The sequence below is a fragment of the Wenxinia marina DSM 24838 genome, from assembly GCF_000379485.1.
In the GTDB taxonomy this organism is placed as follows: Bacteria; Pseudomonadota; Alphaproteobacteria; order Rhodobacterales; family Rhodobacteraceae; genus Wenxinia; species Wenxinia marina.
In genome coordinates this window covers 71,463-89,774 of sequence record NZ_KB902313.1, presented here as the reverse complement: position 1 = coordinate 89,774, position 18,312 = coordinate 71,463, and the positions used below count along the sequence as shown (strand labels likewise).

Annotated in this window: 15 protein-coding genes; 6 read left to right on the top strand and 9 right to left on the bottom strand. The window is 70.4% G+C overall.

Annotated elements, in window-relative coordinates:
- Window positions 1-7: 7 nt before the first annotated feature.
- The 6 genes from A37W_RS0117690 to A37W_RS0117665 all read right to left on the bottom strand — a co-directional run bounded on the left by A37W_RS0117690 (window position 8) and on the right by A37W_RS0117665 (window position 7,514).
- Window positions 8-739, bottom strand: a complete 732-nt coding sequence (locus A37W_RS0117690; RefSeq protein WP_018304384.1) for a sugar phosphate isomerase/epimerase family protein — start codon at window positions 737-739, stop codon at window positions 8-10.
- A complete protein-coding gene (locus tag A37W_RS22370; RefSeq protein WP_018304383.1) occupies window positions 736-3,138 on the bottom strand; it encodes a glycoside hydrolase family 2 protein in 2,403 nt (800 codons plus the stop codon). The genes A37W_RS0117690 and A37W_RS22370 overlap by 4 nt, the downstream gene beginning before the upstream one ends.
- Entirely contained in the window at window positions 3,135-4,268 is a 1,134-nt protein-coding gene (locus tag A37W_RS0117680) for an ABC transporter ATP-binding protein (protein WP_018304382.1), read from the bottom strand. The genes A37W_RS22370 and A37W_RS0117680 overlap by 4 nt, the downstream gene beginning before the upstream one ends.
- A gap of 4 nt (window positions 4,269-4,272) precedes the next feature.
- Window positions 4,273-5,217 carry a carbohydrate ABC transporter permease gene (locus A37W_RS0117675; protein WP_018304381.1) on the bottom strand — a complete coding sequence of 315 codons (945 nt, stop codon included), beginning with the start codon at window positions 5,215-5,217 and terminating at the stop codon, window positions 4,273-4,275.
- Window positions 5,218-5,224: 7 nt separating this feature from the next.
- Window positions 5,225-6,160, bottom strand: a complete 936-nt coding sequence (locus tag A37W_RS0117670) for a carbohydrate ABC transporter permease (protein WP_018304380.1) — start codon at window positions 6,158-6,160, stop codon at window positions 5,225-5,227.
- A 124-nt stretch (window positions 6,161-6,284) separates the two neighbouring features.
- Complete coding sequence (locus A37W_RS0117665) at window positions 6,285-7,514, bottom strand: ABC transporter substrate-binding protein (RefSeq protein WP_018304379.1); 1,230 nt, start codon at window positions 7,512-7,514, stop codon at window positions 6,285-6,287.
- A 168-nt stretch (window positions 7,515-7,682) separates the two neighbouring features.
- Between A37W_RS0117665 and A37W_RS0117660 the strand changes: the two genes are divergently transcribed.
- The 3 genes from A37W_RS0117660 to A37W_RS0117650 are packed head-to-tail and all read left to right on the top strand — an operon-like array spanning window position 7,683 to window position 10,927.
- Entirely contained in the window at window positions 7,683-8,729 is a 1,047-nt protein-coding gene (locus A37W_RS0117660; RefSeq protein WP_018304378.1) for a LacI family transcriptional regulator, read from the top strand.
- A 27-nt stretch (window positions 8,730-8,756) separates the two neighbouring features.
- Window positions 8,757-9,818 carry a sugar phosphate isomerase/epimerase family protein gene (locus A37W_RS0117655; protein WP_018304377.1) on the top strand — a complete coding sequence of 354 codons (1,062 nt, stop codon included), beginning with the start codon at window positions 8,757-8,759 and terminating at the stop codon, window positions 9,816-9,818.
- Between the two features lie 17 nt (window positions 9,819-9,835).
- Window positions 9,836-10,927, top strand: a complete 1,092-nt coding sequence (locus A37W_RS0117650; protein ID WP_018304376.1) for a Gfo/Idh/MocA family protein — start codon at window positions 9,836-9,838, stop codon at window positions 10,925-10,927.
- Window positions 10,928-11,148: 221 nt separating this feature from the next.
- On the opposite strand, the gene A37W_RS0117645 is transcribed toward A37W_RS0117650, so the two are convergent.
- The gene (locus A37W_RS0117645) at window positions 11,149-12,192 is read right to left on the bottom strand and encodes a hypothetical protein (RefSeq protein ID WP_018304375.1); all 1,044 of its coding nucleotides are present in this window, start codon (window positions 12,190-12,192) and stop codon (window positions 11,149-11,151) included.
- Between the two features lie 47 nt (window positions 12,193-12,239).
- On the bottom strand, window positions 12,240-12,710 hold the full coding sequence (greA, locus tag A37W_RS0117640; protein WP_018304374.1) for a transcription elongation factor GreA: 471 nt from the start codon (window positions 12,708-12,710) through the stop codon (window positions 12,240-12,242).
- Between the two features lie 165 nt (window positions 12,711-12,875).
- Here greA and A37W_RS0117635 point away from each other — a divergent pair, with 165 nt between their 5' ends.
- From A37W_RS0117635 to A37W_RS0117625, 3 genes are all read left to right on the top strand, one after another.
- Window positions 12,876-14,519, top strand: a complete 1,644-nt coding sequence (locus A37W_RS0117635) for an electron transfer flavoprotein-ubiquinone oxidoreductase (RefSeq protein ID WP_018304373.1) — start codon at window positions 12,876-12,878, stop codon at window positions 14,517-14,519.
- A 176-nt stretch (window positions 14,520-14,695) separates the two neighbouring features.
- Window positions 14,696-16,393 carry a tetratricopeptide repeat protein gene (locus A37W_RS0117630; RefSeq protein WP_229665985.1) on the top strand — a complete coding sequence of 566 codons (1,698 nt, stop codon included), beginning with the start codon at window positions 14,696-14,698 and terminating at the stop codon, window positions 16,391-16,393.
- A gap of 12 nt (window positions 16,394-16,405) precedes the next feature.
- Entirely contained in the window at window positions 16,406-17,260 is an 855-nt protein-coding gene (locus tag A37W_RS0117625) for a 4-(cytidine 5'-diphospho)-2-C-methyl-D-erythritol kinase (RefSeq protein WP_373286032.1), read from the top strand.
- Between the two features lie 21 nt (window positions 17,261-17,281).
- On the opposite strand, the gene A37W_RS0117620 is transcribed toward A37W_RS0117625, so the two are convergent.
- Entirely contained in the window at window positions 17,282-18,280 is a 999-nt protein-coding gene (locus A37W_RS0117620) for a polyprenyl synthetase family protein (RefSeq protein ID WP_018304370.1), read from the bottom strand.
- Window positions 18,281-18,312: the final 32 nt, after the last annotated feature.

Here is an 18,312-nt window from a genome sequence, read left to right as displayed (position 1 = left end):
GTCTTCCTTACCAGCCCTTGACCGTCTCGATCGAGCGCCGGGCGAAGCGCGCGTGGTCGTTCGGTTTGTCGTGTTCGATGACGAGGTGATCGACGCCCTGCGCGTCGAGCGCGGCCCTGATCGCACCCCAGTCCTGCACGCCGTGGCCGACATCGGCCCAGCCGTCCTCGTCCGTCGCCTCGCCCGCCGGGGCGATGTCCTTCACGTGCGCGGCGGTCACCTTGCCGGCGAATTTGTTCAGCCACTCCGCCGGGTCCTTGCCCGCGCGCAGCACCCAGCCGAGGTCGAGCTCCAGGTCCGTGCCCGCGTCGGCGATCAGCTCGAGCGGGGTGACGCCGCCGAGGTCGGCGAGCTCGAAATCGTGGTTGTGCCAGCCGTAGCCGAGGCCCGCATCACGCACCGGCTTGCCCGCCTCGGCGAGGCGCTTGGCGAACGCCTCCCACCCGGCGCGGTCGGTCGGGCGGGCGTCGGGCATGACGAAGGGGACGTAGATCTTGGTGACGCCGAGCGCCTTGGCGATGCCGAGGGCCTTGCCCGGATCGCTCTCGACCAGGTCGAGGGCGAAGTGGCCAGAGGGCATGGAGAGGCCGTTCTCTTCCATCAGCGCCTTGGTCGCGCCGGTATCCTCGAACACGCCGCCATAGCCCTCGACCGCCTCATAGCCGGCGTCGCCCAGCATCTTCATGGTGTCGGCCAGCGGCCAGTTGCGCGAGCAGTAGAGCTGGTAGGCGATGGTCATGCGGGTACTCCTTCGGGGGCGGCCATCGTGGCCGAGTGAAGATGGCGCAGCGTGAAGCGGGGGATAGCCCCGCCGTCGCGCGGCGTGAAGGTCAGGTCGGTGGTGTGGCCAGGCCCGAGATGGACCCCGGCGCGGTCCCAGCGACCGGGCACGTCCGCCTCGGCCGTCAGGAAGAACGCCATCGCATCGACGGACAGGGTGAGGGTCCAGCTCTCGCCGTCCTGCCGGACGTCGAAGCGGGCCTTGGGGTCGGGCAGGTCGTAGGCTTTCCACGGGCGGGGGTTGAAGATGTCGCCGGCCTTGTCGCCGTTGGATGCGGTCCAGCCGAACGTCACCACCTCGTTCGCGCCGACCTGCGCGAGGTCGATCTCGGCGAGCGGGGCGGCGGTGCCGCCGACGCTGGCGCTGCCCTTGTCGATCTCGCGCGCGGCGCCGTCCAGCGCGGTGGCGTAAACCGTGACGGAGAGTTCCACCGCCTCGGCCGTGTCGTTCACGCCGATCAGGCGCAACGTGTCGCCCTCCGGCACCGCGACGACGGTGACCGGGCGGTAGAAGTCGCGGGCGAAGTGGTGCAGCAGCTTCCACCCGCCGCCGTAGTCCAGCGACGACCACGAGCAGACGGGCCAAGTGTCGTTCAGCTGCCAGTAGAGCGTGCCCATGCAGTGCGGCCTGAGGCTCCGCCACGAGGTGACGGCGGTCTTGATGGCGAGGGCCTGCTGCAGCTGGCTGACCCAGACGAAATCCTCGAACCTCTGCGGCCAGCGGAAGTAGCGGAACATCGTGCCCGCGATCCGCTCGTTGCCGCCGACGTTCTTCTGGTGGCTCTCGAAGATCGGGTTGGCGATGTTCCAGTCGGCCGGATCGGCGAACGTCCGGATCACGTCCATCGACGGGTAGGACTGGAAGCCGAACTCGCTGCAGAAGCGGGGGCGGACGTCGCGGTAATGCTCGAAGTCCTTCGATTCGTGCCAGACCGACCAGAAGTGCATGTCGCCGGAGGAATCGTCGTGCCAGGCGTCGCCGAAGGACAGCGGACCCGGCGAGGGCGAGGACGGCCACCAGTTGGCGGCGGGGTCCGCCCGCTTCAGCCCCTGCTCGACGGTGCGGTTCAGGCGGTCGTAGCTGACGAGGTAGCGGTCGCGGTCGGCCCGGCTCTCGGGATACCAGGTGAGGGCGCCGACCAGTTCGTTGTCGCCGCACCAGAGGGCGAGGCAGGCGTGGTGCTGCAGGCGCGCGGCCTGCTCCTCGGCCTCGGCGGCGACCTCGGCGAGGAACTCCTCGGTCGAGGGGTAGAGCGAGCAGGCGAACATGAAGTCCTGCCAGACCATCAGGCCCATCTCGTCGCACAGGTCGTAGAACCAGTCCGGCTCGTACCGGCCGCCGCCCCAGACGCGGAGCATGTTCATGTTGGCGTCCACGGCCGATTGCAGCAGGTCGCGCACGCCGTCCCGGCTGATGCGCCCGTTCAGGGCGTCGGCGGGGATCCAGTTGGCGCCCTTGGCGAACACGTCGCGGCCGTTGACGCGCAGGCCGAAGGAGCGGCCGGCTTCGTCCGGCTCGGAGACGAGGTCGATCTGGCGGAGGCCGATGCGGCGGGCTTCGGTCAGGTCGCCGGCGGTGACGGTCAGGTCGTGCAGCACGGGTTCGCCGTGGCCGGCGGGCCACCAGAGAACCGGGTCCTCGATCTCCAGCTCGGCCCGCAGGCGGCCGTTCTCGAACCGGGCGGTCGCGGTGGCGCCGGCGATGCTCAGCTCGGCCTCCTGTGCCGGTCCGGTGTAGTCGGCGGCGACGGTCAGGCGGACGCGGCCGGGGGCGTGATCCTGCCAGACGCGCAGCCGCTCGATCCGCGGCGCGTCCGACGGCTCCAGCCGCAATGCGCCGTGGACGCCGAACTGCGCCAGCGCGATGTTCCAGTCCCAGCCGAAGTCGCAATGCTGCTTGCGCAGCAGGTTCCCGTGCGGGATCGGGCAGTTGTAGGTCTGCGGCACCGGGAACGGCAGATCGGCCGCGATCTTCGCCCCCTCGCGGACGGGCGAGCGGAAGGTGATCTCGATCTCGTTCCCGCCCGCCTTCAGCGCGTCGCCCACCGGCACGCGGTAGCTGCGGAACGCGCTCCGCGTCTCGGCCACCACCTGCCCGTTGATCCGCACCTCGGCGACCGTGTCGACCTCGTCCATGACGAGGTCGGCGGGCGTCCCGTCATGCTCGAAGGTCCGCCGCGCGACCCAGTCGCGCTCGCACACCCAGCGGCACTCGTATTCGTTCCGGCCCCAGTACGGGTCAGGGATCAGGCCGGCGCGGTGCAGCGCCGTGATCCCGTCCTCTCCCGGCAGGCGAATCTCGCACCCGTGGGCGCCGTCCTCGTCCGCCAGGGCCCAGGGCCCCGAAAGCGATGTCACAGACGCAGCTCCGTGCGCGAGTCGAACAGCGAGGCCCGCGACGGGTCGATGCCGATCGGCAGGCGGTCGCCCTCCTTGACGCGGGCGTTGCCGTCCATGCGGATGCGGAACGCCTCGCCCCCCAGGGTGCCCCAGACGAGAGTGTCCGAGCCCATCGGCTCCACCACGTCGGCGACCACCTCGGCCCTGACCGGCGCGCCGGCGACCAGCTCGCCGGTGATGACGTGCTCGGGCCGGATGCCGACGATCGCGCCACGCTCGCCCTGCGGCCGGCTGGCCCAGTCGTAGCCGACCATCGGCAGCGACAGGTCGTCCTTGCGGAACGTCTCGCCCTGCAGCTGGCCTTCGAGGAAGTTCATCGACGGCGAGCCGATGAAGTCGGCGACGTAGCGGTTCTTGGGCCGGTTGTAGATCTCGTCCGGCGAGGCGAGCTGCATGATCTCGCCGCCCTTCATGATCGCGATCCGGTCCGCCAGGGTCATAGCCTCGACCTGGTCGTGGGTGACGTAGATCATCGTGTTCCGCAGCCGGCTGTGCAGGCGCTTCAGCTCCACCCGCAGGTCGGCGCGGAGCTTGGCGTCGAGGTTGGACAGCGGCTCGTCGAACAGGAAGACGTCCACGTCGCGCACCAGCGCCCGGCCGATCGCGACGCGCTGGCGCTGGCCGCCCGACAGGGCGCCCGGCTTGCGGTCGAGGAGGGGCTGGATCTGCAGGATCTCGGCCGCGCGGGAGACGCGGCGCTCGATCTCGTCCCTGGAGAACCGGGCGTTCTTGAGGCCGAAGGACAGGTTCCCGCGCACGCTCATCTGCGGGTACAGCGCGTAGGACTGGAACACCATGCCGATGCCGCGGTTCGACGGCTCTTCCCAGGTGACGTTCCGCCCCTTGATGAAGATCTGGCCGTCGGTCGGCTCCAAGAGGCCCGCGATGCAATTCAGCAGCGTGGACTTGCCGCAGCCGGACGAGCCGAGAAGGACCAGGAACTCGCCCTCGTGGACGTCGAGGTTCAGCTTCTGCAGCACCTTTACGGCGCCGAACTGCAGGTCGAGGTCCCGGATCTCGACCGAGTGGCCGCCGGAAGCGGCGGTGCGGTCGGCGGGTCGGGACTGGGGGTCGGCGGTCATGGTCATGGGGTCAGCCTTTCACCGCGCCCGCGGCGATGCCGCGCACGAACAGTTTGCCGGAAACGAAGTAGACGAAGAGGGGGACGAGGCCGGTGAGCAGCGTCGCCGCCATGTTGACGTTGTATTCCTTGATGCCCTGCACCGAGTTGACGATGTTGTTGAGCTGGACCGTCATCGGGTAGCTGTCGGCGCGGGTGTAGACGACCCCGAACAGGAAGTCGTTCCAGATGCCCGTGACCTGCAGGATGATCGCCACGACGAGGATCGGCAGCGACATCGGCAGCATGATCCGGAACAGGATGCCCCAGAACCCGGCGCCGTCGACGCGGGCGGCCTTGAACAGCTCCTCCGGGATCGAGGCGAAGTAGTTGCGGAACAGCAGCGTCAGGATCGGCATCCCGAAGACCGAGTGGACGAGGACGAGGCCGGTCAGCGAGCCGAAGAGCTGCACGCCGAGGAAGTTGCCGACGTCCCGCAGGATGATGACGATCGGGTAGAGCATCACCTGGTAGGGGATGAAGGCGCCGACGATCAGGATGGTGAAGAACACCTCCGACCCTTTGAACTTCCACTTCGACAGCGTGTAGCCCGAGACGAGAGCGATGCTGATCGACAGCAGCACGGACGGGATCAGGATCCGGACCGAGTTCCAGAAGCCGCGGCTCAGGCCCTCGCAGTTCACGCCGGTGCACGCCTCGGCCCAGGCCTTCACCCAGGGCTGGAACGTGATCTCGAGCGGCGGGGCAAAGACGTTGCCGGCCCGGATCTCGGGCATTCCCTTCACCGACGTCACCAGCATCACGTAGAGCGGCAGCAGGTAGTACAGCGCCACCACGATCAGCGTGCCGTAGAGGAAGATGTTCGTGCGGCTGAAGGTCCTCTTCGGCCGGGCGCCGCGGGGGCCGTCCAGCACCCGCCGGACGGGGTCTTCGGCCGCCTTGACGGTGTTCAGCATACCGATGTCAGACACGGCGGCGCCCTCCGAATTCGAGATAGGCCCATGGGATCAGGATGATGACCACGCTGAGCAGCATCATGGTGGACGCGGCGAAGCCCTGGCCGAGGTTCTGGGCGCCGAACATCGACACCATGACGTACTTGGCCGGCACTTCCGAGCTGATGCCGGGGCCGCCGGAGGTCTGCGCGACGACGAGGTCGTACAGCTTGATGATGCCGGACGCGATGAGGACGACGGCGGTGACGAAGACCGGCCGCATCATCGGGATGATGACCTGCACGTAGGTCTTCCAGGTCGGGATGCCGTCGACGCGGGTCGCCTTCCAGATGTCGTCGTCGATGCCCCGCAGACCGGCCAGCATGATGCACATGATGAGGCCCGTGCCCTGCCACAGGCCCGCGATCAGCAGGCCGAACATGACGATGTCGGGGTCGTTCAGCGGGTTGAAGGTGAAGCTTTCCCAGCCCCATTCGCGCACGACGCCCTGGATGCCGAAGTCGGGGTTCAGGATCCACTGCCACACGAGGCCGGTGACGATGAAGGACAGCGCGAACGGGTAGAGGAAGATGGTGCGGAACACGTCCTCGCCCCGGACCTTTCGGTCGAGCAGGGCGGCGAGGGTGAAGCCGATCACCAGCGTGAAGACGAGGCTGAACACGCCGTAAAGGGCGAGGTTCTGGATCGAGACGATCCATTTCGTGGTGGACCAGAGCCGGTCGTACTGGTCGAGCCCGACCCAGTTCCGCCGGGGCAGGAGGCCCGACGAGGTGAACGAATAGACCACCGTCCAGAGCGTCCCGCCGAGGAAGACCACGACGGCGGTCGCGATCATCGGCAGCAGGGCGAACTTGGGCCACAGGTTGCGCAGCAGGCGGTTCGGTCGCCGCACCGTCTGTTCGCGGGGCGCGGCGCGCGCGCCGGCGTCTTCGGCTATCGCCATCGTCTCCTCCCTCACCGCCGGATGGCGGACCCCTCTCGATCCGCGCACCGGTTGTCCCCACTGTGCCACGGATCAGACGGAATGGGCCCCTCGAAAGGGGCCCATCCGCAATTTTCGAACGCGATCAGTTCGCGTTTTCGATGATCTGCGCGTACTGCTCCTGCACGTCCTCGACGGACATGTCGGAGTTGAAGAACTCGGTCATCAGGTCGTTGGTCTGGGTGATCGTGTCCTGGGTCAGCAGCAGGTTGCCGTCGGGCAGGACGTTGTCGCCGGCCAGCAGTTCCAGACCGCGGGTGGTGCAGTCGTTGACCGTGGTCAGGTCGACGTCGCCGCGGATCGGCAGCGAGCCCTTGGCGGAGTTGAACGCCACCTGCACTTCGGGAGACAGCAGTAGCGCCGCCAGCTCCTTCTGCGCCGCCTCGATCTCCGGGTCGCCGGTGACCGGGAAGTAGAAGGCGTCGCCACCGGTCGAGAGCACCGCGGTGTTCCCGAGGCCCGGCAGGCAGGTGTAGTCCTCGCCGGCGGTCATGCCGGCGACGGCGAACTCGCCCTGCGCCCAGTCGCCCATGATCTGGCCACCGGCGGTGCCCTCGATCACGGCGTTGGTCGCCTGGTTCCAGTCCTGCACGTCGAGGCCGTCGGCCAGGTCACGCGCGTCGGCGAAGGCCTGGAAGACGCGGGTGTAGTCCTCGCCCCGGGCGACTTCGGCGTCCTTGTCCTGGTTCACCGCGAGCCAGGCTTCCTCGCCGGCCAGCGCGATCGCCATCACGCCGAAGGCGCCGGACTGCTGCCAGGACTGGCCGCCCATGGCGAGCGGGGTGATCCCGGCCTCGCGCAGCGCGGGCGCCGCAGCGACGAACTCCTCCCAGTTGGTCGGGACCTCGACGCCGGCCTGTTCGTAGGCGTCGTTCGAGAGCCACAGCCACTGCCAGGAGTGGATGTTGACCGGCGCGCAGTAGACGCGGCCGTCGACGGTGCAGGCGTCGAGCAGCGACGGCGGGTTGACGATGTCTTCCCAGCCCTCGGCCTCGGCCACGTCGGTGAGGTCGAGCAGCAGGCCGGCTTCGATCAACTCCTCGGCCTGGCGGCCGTGGTTGAACTGGAACGCCGCCGGCGGGTCGCCACCGATGATGCGCGACACCATGACCGGGCGGGCGACGTCGCCGCCGCCGGCGATCGCGCCGTCGACCCAGGTGTGCTCGGTGTTGTTGTTAAGCGCTTCGGCGAACTTGGCGACGGCCGCGGCCTCCCCGCCGGACGTCCACCAGTGCATGACTTCCATCTCGACCGCCTGCGCCTGCGTCGCGCCGACGAGCGCGGTCAGGCCCAGCAGTTTCGTGGTGAGTTTCACGATTTTCTTCCTCCCTGGCTAAATCGTTAGCGCTATGCCTATAACGATTTAGATTGACCCCGCAAGTTGGAATCTTCCATATGTCCCGCTTGTGAGGACGCCGGCAGACGTGCGGGCATCGGCGGTCCGTGGCCCCGGCCGCGGGCGCCCGGAGGAAGCGAGGACAGCGTGAGGGGGGACAGGCCCACACCAGCGGACGGCGCACCGCCGGCCGCCTCCGGGCCGCGCGCCAAGCCGACCCTGCGCACGATTTCCGAGATCGCGGGTCTCGCCGTTCCCACCGTCAGCCGTGCCCTCAACGACGCCCCTGACATCGGCGCCGAGACCAAGGCGCGGGTGCGCCGGATCGCCGCCGAGATCGGCTACGTGCCGAACCGCGCGGGGGTGCGCCTGCGCACCGGGCGGACGAACGTGATCAGCCTGGTCCTGTCGACCGAGCACGACCAGATGAACCACACCGCGCGCCTCATCTCGTCCATCGCGGCCGAGCTGACGGGCACCCCCTACCACATGATCATGACGCCGTTCGCGCCCGACGAGGACCGGATGCGCCCGATCCGCTACATCGTCGAGACGGGGTCGGCCGACGCGATGATCTTCAACCAGATCGAGCCCGAGGATCCGCGGGTCGCCTTCCTGATGGAGCGGGGCTTCCCCTTCGCGACGCACGGCCGGTCGGTCTGGGCGGATCGGCACCCCTGGGCGGACTTCGACAACGAGGCCTTCGGTCGGGTGGGCGTCGAGGCGCTGGTCTCGCGCCGGCGGCACAACCTCGTGCTGATCGCGCCGCCGGCGACGCAGACCTATGCGCAGGCGATGATCGGCGGCGCCCGGGCGCGGGCGGCCGGGGTGGGCGCCACGCTTCGGGTGGCGGACGGGGTCACCAGCGATTCGCCCAACGCCGACGTCCGCGGCTGGACCGCCGCTGCCGTCGCGGCCGATCCGTCGATCGACGGGTTGATCATCGGCTCGACCAACGCCACCCTCGCCGCGGTGGCGGGCATGGAGGCCGAGGGGTTCGACGTCGGCACCGACATCGACATCGTCGCCAAGGAGGCGATGGCGTTCCTCAAGTTTTTCCGCGACCGCATCCTCGTCGTGGACGAGGACGTCAGGACCACCGGCGCCTTCCTCGCCCGGGCCGCGATCCGCGCGGTGCGCGAGCCGAAGGAGCCGCCGATGCAACATCTCGAAGTGCCGGACCACTGGCGATAGGGTCCGGCCGGAAAGACCAAGGGAGGCATGATGCCAGAGACACAGATCAAGGGCCCGGCCCTGTTCCTCGCGCAGTTCGCGGGGGACGCGGCGCCCTTCAACTCGCTGCCGTCGATCGCCGAATGGGCGGCGGGCCTCGGCTACAAGGGGATCCAGATCCCGACCTGGGACGCGCGGCTGTTCGACCTCGCCAAGGCGGCGGAGTCGAAGGACTACTGCGACGAGGTGAAGGGCATCTGCGCCGAGAAGGGCGTGGAGATCACCGAGCTGTCCTCGCACCTGCAGGGCCAGCTGGTCGCGGTGAACCCGGCCTACGACGAGTCGTTCGACGCCTTCGCCCCGCCGGAGGTGCACAAGAACCCCAAGGCGCGGCAGGAATGGGCCGTCGATCAGGTGAAGAAGGCCGCCGTCGCCTCGGCCAACCTCGGTCTCAGCCATACCGTCGGCTTCTCCGGCTCGCTCGCCTTTCCCTACCTCTACCCCTGGCCGCAGCGGCCGCAGGGCCTGATCGAGGAGGCGTTCGCCGAACTGGGCCGCCGCTGGAAGCCGATCCTCGACCATTATGCCGAGCACGGGCAGGATTACGGCTACGAGATCCATCCCGGCGAGGACATCTTCGACGGAGCGACCTACGAGATGTTCCTCGACGCGGTCGGCGGGCACGTGGCGGCGACGATCAACTACGATCCCAGCCACTTCCTGCTGCAGCAGATGGACTACCTCGCCTTCATCGACATCTACCACGACCGGATCACCGCGTTCCACGTGAAGGACGCCGAGTTCAATCCGGACGGCCGGCAGGGCGTCTATTCGGGCTACCAGGGCTGGGTGAACCGGGCCGGCCGCTTCCGCTCGCTCGGCGACGGGCAGGTCGACTTCCCGGCGATCTTCTCGAAGATGACGCAGTACGGCTATGACAGCTGGGCGGTGCTCGAATGGGAGTGCTGCATCAAGTCGGCCGAGCAGGGCGCCGCCGAGGGTGCGCCGTTCATCGCCGCGCATCTGATCGAGACGCCGAAATCCGCCTTCGACGATTTCGCCGGGGGCGAGAAGGACGAAGCCGCCATCAAGAGGATGCTGGGACTGTGAGACGCGTGAGACTGGGCATGGTCGGCGGCGGTCAGGGGGCCTTCATCGGCGCCGTGCACCGCATCGCCAGCCGCATCGACGACCGGTTCGAGCTGGTGGCCGGGGCGCTGTCCTCGGACGCCGCCCGGGCCGAGGCCTCGGCCAAGGAACTGGGCATCGCGCGCAGCTATTCCGACTTCCGCGAGATGGCGAAGGCAGAGGCGGCGCGCGAGGACGGGATCGAGGCGGTCAGCATCGTCACCCCGAACCACATGCACGCCAAACCGGCCATCGCGTTCCTGGAGGCCGGGATCAACGTGATCTGCGACAAGCCGCTGGCGGCGACGCAGGAGCAGGCGCAGGCGATCGCGGATGCGGTGAAGGCGTCGAAGGCGAAGTTCGTGCTGACGCACAACTACACCGGCTATCCGCTGATCCGGCAGGCGAAGGCGATGGTCGCGAACGGCGACCTGGGCGAGCTGCGGCTGGTGCAGGCGGAGTACGCGCAGGACTGGCTGACCGAGGCGACCGAGACAACCGGCAACAAGCAGGCCGAGTGGCGCACCGACCCGGCCCGCGCCGGCGCCGGGGCGATCGGCGACATCGGCACCCACGCCTTCAACCTGGCGCTGTTCGTGTCGGGCCTGCGGCCCGAGGCGCTGGCGGCCGAGCTGCACTCGTTCGCGGCCGGGCGGCAGGTGGACGACAACGCCCACATCTGGCTGCGATTCAATGGCGGCGCCCGCGGCACGCTGTGGGCCAGCCAGGTCGCGGTCGGCTGCGAGAACGGGCTGCGCCTGCGCATCTACGGCACGAAGGGCGGGATCGAGTGGGGGCAGGAGAACCCCAACGTGATGACCTTCACCCCGTTCGGAGAGCCGAAGCGGATCATCACCCGTGGCGGCGCCGGCCTCGGCGGCGGCGCGGGCGACTGGACGCGCATCCCGCCGGGGCATCCGGAGGGCTACCTCGAGGGCTTCGCCAACGTCTACACCGACGCGGCGGACCTGATCCTCGGGCAAGGCGACGGTACGCTGCTGCCCGGACTCGAGGACGGCCTCGACGGGATGTGGTTCATCGACGCCTGCCAGCGGTCGTCGGCCGACGACGGGGCCTGGGTGGCGCGGTAGGCGCAATCGGGNCNCCGCCTCGCGGCGGCGNCCCGGCCGGGGGCGCTGCCCCCGGACCCCCGGGATCACCGGCCCGCCGCCCGGCGCGGTCTGCAGCCGCCGCAGCGTAACCGCGGCCGACACCCGCACAACGATATGGTTTCGGTAGGCAGGGGCCCCGAACGGCAGGGGCACGCCGGCCCCGTCGGCGCCCCAGGTTCAGGCCGGCGGCGGGACGATCCTCAGTCGAAGATCCCGCCCACGCGTCCCATGAGCATGAACGCCCGGGCCGTCCGCGTCTCGGCGAGCTGCGCCAGTTCCTCGTCGCTGGCGTCCGCCTCGAACTCCACCAGCATCTTGTCGTAGAGCCGCAGGAAGTGGTGGACCGCGTCGCGGAAGACGAGATCCTCGCGCATCCGGCCGGCGCCCAGCGCCAGGGACGAGCGGTCGCGGACGCCGCCGAGGGCCGCCACGGCGCGGCCGCGCTCGCCCTTGGCGAAGCGGCGCCAGATTTCGGGGCGGGCGCGGTCGGGGCGCAGGTCGTCCATGTAGATGCCGTCCTGCGACAGCAGCGTCAGGACGTCCTGGCTCGCCTGGATCAGCTGCCGCGCCTGCCGGTGCTTCAGCGCAGTCCGCAGGGCGGCGAACCCCGCTTCGTCGGCCTCGCTGTCGGGGAAGTTGAGGGCGCGCACCAGCTCGGCCCGCTCCAGCGGCGGGGCGTCGTCGCCGGGGACCGACGGCAGGGCGAGAGCCGGCTGCTCCGACTGGACGGCGGCGCGGGCGACGGGCTGGCCTGCGGTGCGCCGGGGTGCGGGCCGCGGCGCGGGATCGGTGGCCGCCCGGGTGCTGGAGAAGGTCGCCAGCATCGCCTCGGCCTGCTTCGTCGCGCGGGCGATCTCGGCCAGCTTGCGCTCCACCTCGCCGGGGGTGCCGCCGGCGCCGCCGCGCTGGCGGTCGGCGACATAGGTCTGGCGCAGCGCCTCCACCGCGGCCTGCAGGCGCCGCGCCTCGTCGCGGACCAGCCGCGCGGACCGGGCGGCGGCGGCGGCCACCCAGACCAGCGCCACGGGCAGGACCACGGCCATCAAGGTGAGAACGGTCCCGAGGAGGCCCGACTGCGGCGCGCCCTCGTCGGGCGATCCGAGGAACAGGGCCGCGCAGGCCAGCAGCCACAGGACAGACAGGCCGGCGGCGGCCATCTCGGCACCGGTCAGCCGCGCCCGCGGACCGTCATGCGCGGGGCCGAGGCCGGTCCGGCCCTCGGCGGAAAAGTCGGTATCGGCCATCGGGGCCTCCGCGCCTGGTTCGCCGGGCGACGCCGCGGCGGGCCCGGTCACTTGTAGGAGATCTTGAGGATTTCGTAGCCCTTGTCACCGCCGGGCGTGTGCACCTCGACGCTGTCGCCCTCTTCCTTGCCGATGAGCGCCCGGGCGAGCGGCGATTTCATGTTCAGCCGCCCGTTCTCGATGTCGGCCTCGTACTCGCCGACGATCTGGTAGGTCCGCTCCTCGTCGGTGTCCTCGTCCACCAGCTCCACCGTGGCGCCGAACTTGATCGGGCCGGTGAATTGCGAGGGGTCGATGACGTCGGCAAGGCCGATGACGCCCTCCAGCTCCTTGATGCGGCCCTCGATGAAGGACTGCTTCTCCTTGGCGGAGTGGTACTCGGCGTTCTCGGACAGGTCACCATGGGCGCGCGCCTCGGCGATGGCGGCGATGATCGCCGGCCGCTCGACGCTCTTGAGGTGCTTCAGCTCGGCCTCGAGCTTCTGGTACCCGGCCCGGGTCAGCGGAATCTTGTCCATGTCTCGCCTCGTGCCTCACCGTGAGGACGGCATTCATAACGTGGCCGTGGGGCCGGAAGTCAAGCCTCGGTGACGGCGGAGGGACCGGCCGGGACGTCCCGTCGCAATTGCGCGGACGGCTCGCGCACGATACCTCGGGGCGAGTTGACGTGAGGGATCAGCACGATGGCCGAGACGGTGCGCGAATCGATGGACTACGACGTGGCGATCGTCGGGGCCGGGCCGGCGGGCCTGTCGGCGGCGATCCGGCTCAAGCAGCTGGATGCGGATCTCTCGGTCGTGGTGCTCGAGAAGGGCTCCGAGGTCGGCGCCCACATCCTGTCCGGCGCGGTGCTGGACCCGGTCGGCCTCGACCGGCTGATCCCGGACTGGCGGGACAGGGGCGCGCCGGTCACGGTGCCGGTCCGCAAGGACAACTTCTACCTCCTCGGCGAGGGCGGGAAGCTGCGGATCCCGAACGCCCTGATGCCGCCGCTGATGACCAACCACGGCAACTACATCGTCTCGATGGGCAACGTCTGCCGCTGGCTGGCCGAGCAGGCGGAAGAGCTGGGCGTCGAGGTCTTCCCCGGCATGGCCTGCAGCGCCCTCGTCATGGACGGCGAGCGGGTCGCCGGCGTCGTCGCGGGCGAGATGGGGCTGGCGGCGGACGGCACGCCCGGCCCCTCCTACGAGCCGGGGATGGAGCTGCGGGGCAAGTACGTGATGCTGGGCGAGGGCGTGCGCGGCTCGCTGTCCAAGCAGGTGATCGCGAAGTACGGCCTGTCCGACGGGCGCGAGCCGCAGAAGTACGGCCTCGGCATGAAGGAGCTGTGGGAGATCGACCCCGCCAAGCACCGCGAGGGCACCGTCACCCACACGATGGGCTGGCCGCTGGGCAGCAACGCCGGCGGCGGATCGTTCATCTACCACCTGGACAACAATCAGGTCTATGTCGGCTTCGTCGTCCACCTCGGATACGAGAACCCGTACGTGTTCCCGTACATGGAATTCCAGCAGTTCAAGCATCACCCGATGGTGGCCGAGCTGCTGAAGGGCGGGAAGCGCATCGCGTACGGCGCCCGCGCCATCACCGAGGGCGGCTGGCAGTCGCTGCCGCAGACCGCCTTCCCGGGCGGGGTGCTGCTGGGCTGCGCCGCGGGGATGGTCAACGTCCCCCGCATCAAGGGCAACCACAACGCCATGCTGTCCGGCATCGAGGCGGCCGAGGCGGCGCACGCCGCCATCGCTGCGGGACGGTCCGGCGACACGCTGACCGAGTACGACGCCGCCGTCCGGGGCGGGGCCATCGGCCGCGACCTCAAGAAGGTGCGCAACGTGAAGCCGTTGTGGTCGCGCTACGGCCTGACGGTCTCGATGGGCCTCGGCGGGCTGGACATGTGGACCAACACGCTTGGCTTTTCGGTCCTCGGCACGATGAAGCACGGCAAGAGCGACGCGGAGGCGACCCAGAAGGCGTCGAAGCACAAGAAGATCGATTACCCCAAGCCGGACGGCACGCTGTCGTTCGACCGGCTGACCAACGTCGCCTTCAGCTTCACCAACCACGAGGAAAGCCAGCCGGCGCACCTCAAGCTCAAGGACCCGTCCGTCCCGGTGGAGGTGGACTGGAAGGAGTACGCCGGCCCGTCCACGCGCTACTGCCCGGCGGGCGTCTACGAGTTCGTGGGCGAGGGCGACGACGTGCGGTTCCAGATCAACTTCCAGAACTGCGTCCACTGCAAGACCTGCGACATCAAGGACCCGCCGCAGAACATCGTCTGGACGACGCCGCAGGGTGGCGACGGGCCGAACTACCCGAACATGTGACCGGCCGGCGCCCGTTCGCGCCCTGTCGCGATCTCGGGCGGCGCCGCCGCAGGACCGCACACAAGTCCGCGAGATTCCGCACAGCCCCGCCGCTTGCGCCGCCCCCGCGATTGCGCCGTGAGGGGCCGCCGCTTAGCGTGGACCCCGAGGCAGACAAGGGGCAGGGAACCATGAAAATGGAACGGGGAAGCATGGCCGCGGCCATGCGGGCGGCTATGGCCGCCCTGCTGTTGGGAACGCCGCTGGCGGCGCAGGATTCGGGATCGTACCTCGCCGGACGGCAGGCGGGGCTGGTCAACGACTACGCAGCGGGCGTCGAGTTCTTCACTCGCGCGCTGCAGGCCGACCCGGCGAACGCCGCCCTGCTGCAATATACCATCGCCGCCCATGTCGGCCTCGGCCAGCCGCTGGACGCCGCGCCCTACGCGGCGGCCCTCGCCGACGGCGGCGTGGAGAGCACGATGTCCGCCCTCGTCCTGCAGGCGCAGCGGTTCGAGGACGGCGACTGGGACGGCATCCTGTCCGCGCTGCAGACGGGGCAGACCGTCAGCCCGCTGGTCGACGGCCTGGCGCGCGGCTGGGCGCATGTGGGCGAGGGCGACATGGGCGCCGCGCTCGCCGCCTTCGACGAGATGATCGAGAGCGAGGGTCTGCGCCCCTTCGGCGCGTTCCACAAGGCGCTGGCCCTCGCGGCGGCGGGGGACTTCGAGGCGGCCGAGCCGCTGCTGGCGCAGGACCGGAGCGGCGGGCTGGAGCGGACGCGGCGCGGGGTCGTGGCGCACGCGCTGATCCTCGGCCAGCTCGGCCGCGGCGAGGAGGGCGCGGCGCTGATCGACGCGACCTTCGGCGCCCGGCCGGAGCCCGACCTCGCCGAGCTGCGCGACCGCCTGCGGGCGGGGGAGGCCGTCCCCTACGACGTCGCCGCCGACGCCACCGAAGGCATGGCGGAGGTCTACTTCGACGTCGCCTCGATCCTGACCAACGAGGCCAGCCCGTCGGTCACGCTGATCTACGCCCGCCTCGCCGAGGCGCTGGACCCGTCGCTGGTGCAGGCGACGCTGATGTCCGCCGCCCTGCTGGACAAGCTGGAGCAGTACGGCCTCGCCGTGCGGACCTACGGGACGGTTCCTCAGGACAGCCCGTTCTTCCACGCGGCCGAGATGGGCCGCGCCGACGCCCTCTATTCCGCCGGTCAGCCCGACGCCGCGGTGGAGGTGCTGCGCCAGCTGACCCGCAGCCACGGCGAGATGCCGGTGGTGCAGGCCGCCTTCGCCGACATGCTGCGCCGGACCGGCGCTTACGGCGAGGCCGAGGCCGCCTACACCCGCGCGATCGACCTCAGCGACCCCGAGGATCAGGGCCTCTGGCTGATCCATTACACGCGCGGCATCGCGCGGCACCGGATCGACCGCTGGGACGGGGCGGAGTCCGACTTCCGCGCCGCGCTAGACATCGACCCGGACCAGCCGCAGGTCCTGAACTACCTCGGCTACTCCCTGGTCGAGCGGGGCGAGAAGCTGGACGAGGCGCTCGCCATGATCGAGGCGGCGGCCGAACGGCAGCCCGAGAACGGCTCCATCGTCGACAGCCTGGGCTGGGCGCACTTCACCCTCGGCGACTACGGGCGCGCGGTGGAGGAGATGGAGCGCGCGGCCGAGCTGGAGCCGGTGGACGCGGTGGTGAACGATCACCTGGGCGACGCCTACTGGGCCGTGGGCCGGGAGCGCGAGGCGCGTTTCCAGTGGCAGCGCGCGCTGTCCTTCGGGCCCGAGCCGGACGCGGCCCAGCGGATCCGGCGCAAGCTGCAGGTCGGCCTCGACGTCGTCCTGGTCGAGGAGAACCGCGATCCGCTGGACCTGGCGCAGGGCGGCTGAGCCATGCCGCCGCTGCCCTCCGGCTTCGCCCCGGCCAAGGTGAACCTCGCGCTGCACGTCACCGGGCGGCGCGCGGGGGGCTATCACGAGCTGGACAGCCTCGTCGTGTTCGCGGGGATCGGCGATCAGCTGTCCGCGGTCGCGGCGCCGGACCTGTCGCTGACGGTCGAGGGACCGTTCTCGGCCGGCGTCCCGACCGACGGCACGAACAGCGTCATGCGCGCCGCGCGGGCGCTCGCGCAGGCGCGCGGGGTGCGCGTCGGCGCGCGGCTGAAGCTGACCAAGACGCTGCCCCACGCCGCCGGCCTCGGCAGCGCGTCGTCCGACGCGGCGGCGGCGATCCGGCTGCTGGCCGGCCTGTGGAACGTCACGCCCTTCGCGCCGGACGATCCCGAGGTGGTCGCCCTCGGCGCCGACGTGCCGGTCTGCCTCGCCGCGCCCGGCGCACAGTGGATGACCGGGATCGGCGAGCGTCTGGCGCCCGCGGGGCCGCTTCCGGGGGTCGGGCTGGTGCTGGTGAACCCGAACGTCGCCGTACCGACGGGCGACGTCTTCGCCCGGCTGGAGCGATCGTCGAACCCGCCGCTGACGGAGTTGCCCGCCGATCGCGCGCCCGCGGCGTTCGCCGAGTGGGTCGCGGCCCAGCGCAACGACCTGGCCCCGCCGGCGCAGGCCCTGGCGCCCGAGATCGGCCGCGTGCTGGAGCGGCTGCGGCGCCAGCCCGGCATCCTCGCCGCGCAGATGACCGGCTCGGGGGCGACCTGCGTCGGGATCACCAAGGACGTCGGCGCTGCGCGTCAGGCGGCGCGTGTGCTGCAGCTGTCGGAACAGAGCTGGTGGGTCGTGCCGGCGCCGATCCTCAACTGAAGGCGAGCCGGTGGCCCCGGCTCAGACGAGCCGCGCGACCACGTAGTCGGCGAGGTCGGACAGGATGTCGCGGATCTCGCCCTCGGGCAGAGCCTCCAGCGCCGCGCGCGCCTTCGCCGACCAGGCGAGCGCGTCCGCCCGGGTGCCGTCCAGCGTCCCGTGCCGCGCGAAAAGCTCCAGCGCCGTCTCGTAGTCCCCGTCCTCGACCCGGCCCTTGCCGATGGTGCGTTCCCAGAACGCCCGCTCGTCCGCGTCCGCCGCCGCGATGGCGCGGATGACCGGCAGGGTCAGCTTGCCCTCGCGCAGGTCGTCGCCGGTGTTCTTGCCGATCGCGCCGCCGGCGCCGTAGTCGAGAAGGTCGTCGGCGATCTGGAAGGCGATCCCCAGCGCGTCGCCGTAGTCGAACAGCGCCCGCACCTGCGTGTCCGAGCCGCCGGCCACGACGCCGCCCACCTCGGTCGCGGCCGAGAAGAGGGCCGCGGTCTTGCCGCGGACGATCTGGATGTAGGTCTCCTCGGTGGTGGCGAGGTTGCGGGCGGCGGTCAGCTGCAGCACCTCGCCCTCGGCGATCGTTGCGGCGGCGTTCGACAGGATGTCCATGACGCGCAGCGAGCCGGTCTCGACCATCAGCTGGAACGAGCGGGCGAAGAGGTAGTCGCCGACCAGCACGCTCGACTTGTTGTCCCACAGCAGGTTCGCCGTCGGCCGCCCGCGGCGCTGTGCGCTCTCGTCCACGACGTCGTCGTGCAGCAGCGTCGCGGTGTGGATGAACTCCACCGTCGCGGCGAGGCGGACGTGGTCGTCGCCGGCGTAGCCCATGAGTCGGGCCGCGGCGAGCGTCAGCATCGGCCGCAGGCGCTTGCCGCCCGCCTCGATCAGGTGGGCCGTCACCTCGGGGATGCGGGGCGCATGCTCGGACGCCATGCGGGCGCGGATCGTGTCGCCCACGCGGGTCAGGTCGTCGGCCAGCAGAATGGCCAGACGCTCGTGCGGCTTGTGGCTGGCGTCGTCGAGGCTCATCGGCGGGGTGTCTTGTCTCTGCACGGCGCGGG

Coding starts and splice junctions, on each gene's coding strand:
- A37W_RS0117680 (WP_018304382.1), bottom strand. CDS start 4,268: ATGACCATGACCGCCGACCCCCAGTCCCGACCCGCCGACCGCACCGCC.
- A37W_RS0117690 (WP_018304384.1), bottom strand. CDS start 739: ATGACCATCGCCTACCAGCTCTACTGCTCGCGCAACTGGCCGCTGGCC.
- A37W_RS0117630 (WP_229665985.1), top strand. CDS start 14,696: ATGGAACGGGGAAGCATGGCCGCGGCCATGCGGGCGGCTATGGCCGCC.
- A37W_RS0117620 (WP_018304370.1), bottom strand. CDS start 18,280: ATGAGCCTCGACGACGCCAGCCACAAGCCGCACGAGCGTCTGGCCATT.
- A37W_RS0117650 (WP_018304376.1), top strand. CDS start 9,836: ATGGTCGGCGGCGGTCAGGGGGCCTTCATCGGCGCCGTGCACCGCATC.
- A37W_RS0117670 (WP_018304380.1), bottom strand. CDS start 6,160: ATGGCGATAGCCGAAGACGCCGGCGCGCGCGCCGCGCCCCGCGAACAG.
- A37W_RS0117655 (WP_018304377.1), top strand. CDS start 8,757: ATGATGCCAGAGACACAGATCAAGGGCCCGGCCCTGTTCCTCGCGCAG.
- greA (WP_018304374.1), bottom strand. CDS start 12,710: ATGGACAAGATTCCGCTGACCCGGGCCGGGTACCAGAAGCTCGAGGCC.
- A37W_RS0117645 (WP_018304375.1), bottom strand. CDS start 12,192: ATGGCCGATACCGACTTTTCCGCCGAGGGCCGGACCGGCCTCGGCCCC.
- A37W_RS0117635 (WP_018304373.1), top strand. CDS start 12,876: ATGGCCGAGACGGTGCGCGAATCGATGGACTACGACGTGGCGATCGTC.
- A37W_RS0117675 (WP_018304381.1), bottom strand. CDS start 5,217: ATGCTGAACACCGTCAAGGCGGCCGAAGACCCCGTCCGGCGGGTGCTG.